Source organism: Mycetohabitans sp. B3 (assembly GCF_021498065.1).
Taxonomy (GTDB): domain Bacteria; phylum Pseudomonadota; class Gammaproteobacteria; order Burkholderiales; family Burkholderiaceae; genus Mycetohabitans.
In genome coordinates, this window is the sequence record NZ_JAHLKN010000009.1 from 1 (window position 1) to 2,258 (window position 2,258).

A 2,258-nucleotide genomic window follows, 5' to 3' on the forward strand; every position below is an offset into this window, starting at 1 on the left:
AGAATCAGGGCGAGCTGATGAGCGCGATGCGTGACGCCGGCGAGGCGGTTGCGCGGCGGATCGGGGACGTGGCGGATGCCAAGCGCGGCGCCTTGCTCCAGGCGGCTAGCGAGAGCGACGATCCGCAACAGAAACAGCAGTATTTGGCCGAAGCGGAGCAATGGGGTGAGAGCGGGCGCTACCGTGTTGGTCTGCAGAGCGCGGGTGGCTCGCTGGTGGGAGGCATTGGCGGAGGGCTGTTGGGGGCGGCGCAAAGCGGCGCGGGGTCGTTGGTATCGGCGTTGCTGGCGAATAAGCTTGATGCGGTGAGCCGGCAGATTGCGGATCAGAAGCCGACCGGCAACGCGGACTTGGACAAGACGCTGGGCAACTTGGTGGCGAATGTGATGTCGAGCGTGGCGGGGGGCGTGGTCGGCGGGGCACCAGGCGCGCAGGCGGCGTACAACGTCGATCGGTTCAATCGGCAGTTGCATCAGGGCGAATACGATTTAGCGAAGCGGCATGCGAAGCTGGTGGCGCAGCAGCTCAAGATTAGTGAGCAGGAAGCGGAAGGCCGGATCGTAGCGGAAATACTGCGCAATTCGGATCAGCAGGCGGCGGAAGCGACAGGCAGCAAGCATGATTACGAGATTCGCAGTATTGTAGGTTGCCAAAATCTGAATTGCTACGGTGATAAGAAGGATCTGCAGTATGCGGATCATGATTACAACAGCCAGTACATCAAGCCGAACCAAGGGGCATATGACGCAGGGCAGAGCCAGCTTGGGCGGGGACAGACGTATAACGAGCTAGTGACGTCGAACATCAATAAGGATCCGGTTGGTGCAACGGTGGCGGGCACGGGGATGATGGGTCTAGGTTTGGCCGCGGGTGGTTCGTTGGCTCCGGCGGGCATGATGGGCGCGGGTGCGCTTTTGGGGCTGGGAGCTAATGGAGGTGTCCAACTCATGGGTGATCAGCCGTTTGACTGGACGAGCTTTGCGTTGTCGGGAGTGACGAGCGCGGTATCGACGGGGATGAAATTTGCTCCGGTGTTCATGACGGGAGTCGGCGGTGCGTTGACCGGCTCAGCACTGCAAGGTCAGAACCCGAATGCGGCGATGGGGGGCGCGGCGGTGGGGACGGTGATTGGGTATCCGATTGGAGCCAAAATTGAGGGCAAGCTCAATGACGTGCTGAATCCTTGGTATCGGCAGGAGTGGGTGGATGTTGGGATGGGGATGTCGAAGTATGTTGCGCCAAGTAAGCTTCCGTCATGGTTGGGCGGGGCTGCTGGTGGCGCGGCGCAAGAAAAAATGGGTGCTACTGTGCAGAACAAGCTTGACGAAGAAGCTGCAAAGAAATGAAGCCGAAGACAAGCTTTGAATTGTTTCGTTGGACATATTATTTTCTGTTCTGGTTTATAGGGATGGGGCTTTGCATCACTATCATCGAACTTGCCGCTGGCCCTGCGGTGCTATGGCTGCTGTACGACTTTCCGTATCAATTGCCAACGTGGAATCGGGCTGGCCGAATGGCAGTGTTTGTTGTTCTGTTCAGTTTGTTCGCAGGAACAGTGACGTGGTTCAGTGAAAAGAAGTCATCAGGCCGATAGTCTGAAATGGTGAACAACCAGCATATGCTGAGTTCATCGTCTGCGGCGTTTGCCTGCTGCGGTGTCAGGGGATAATGGGCACGCCGGCGATCATGTAGTGATGTCTGATGTGGTGGTAATGCGCGGGTGCCGATAACTGACGCTAAGAGGACATGCTGACCGGATAGGAATCCGGCGTGAGCAAGCAGGTCATTGGTGATCTGCATCCACGGGAAACGATGCGTCGGGCCTGGGTGAGCGTGCTGTTTACGCTCTTGCGTTTCGCAAGTCGGCGGGCAAGAACGCAGAGCGCGATCAGCGATGCTGAGATCGAGATCACGAACCCTGATCAACAAAAGCAGGCTATCGCGGGGCTGAACCGCGATGCGACGAATCTGAACGGTCGGGTGGACAAGACGCCGGACGTCCAGCAGAGTTTGCAGAATCAGGGTGAGCTGATGAGCGCGATGCGTGACGCCGGCGAGGCGGTTGCGCGGCGGATCGGGGACGTGGCGGATGCCAAGCGCGAAGCCTTGCTCCAGGCGGCTAGCGAGAGCGACGATCCGCAACAGAAACAGCAGTATCTAGCTGAAGCGGAGCAATGGGGTGAGAGCGGGCGCTACCGTGTTGGCCTGCAGAGCGCGGGTGGCTCGCTGGTGGGGGGCATTGGCGGAGGGCTGTTGGC

2 protein-coding genes and 1 pseudogene are annotated in these 2,258 nt (G+C 59.1%); all 3 read left to right on the forward strand.

What is annotated here, in order from left to right; translation table 11 throughout:
- Positions 1–1,346: pseudogene (locus tag KQH55_RS01535) on the forward strand (hypothetical protein); the annotation flags it as partial.
- The gene (locus KQH55_RS01540) at positions 1,343–1,594 is read left to right on the forward strand and encodes a hypothetical protein (RefSeq protein ID WP_235090066.1); all 252 of its coding nucleotides are present in this window, start codon (positions 1,343–1,345) and stop codon (positions 1,592–1,594) included. The pseudogene KQH55_RS01535 and the gene KQH55_RS01540, both read left to right, overlap by 4 nt.
- Positions 1,595–1,770: 176 nt before the next feature.
- On the forward strand, positions 1,771–2,258 hold a 488-nt coding region (locus KQH55_RS01545; protein WP_235090067.1), incomplete at its 3' end, for a hypothetical protein.

Coding starts and splice junctions, on each gene's coding strand:
- KQH55_RS01540 (WP_235090066.1), top strand. CDS start 1,343: ATGAAGCCGAAGACAAGCTTTGAATTGTTTCGTTGGACATATTATTTT.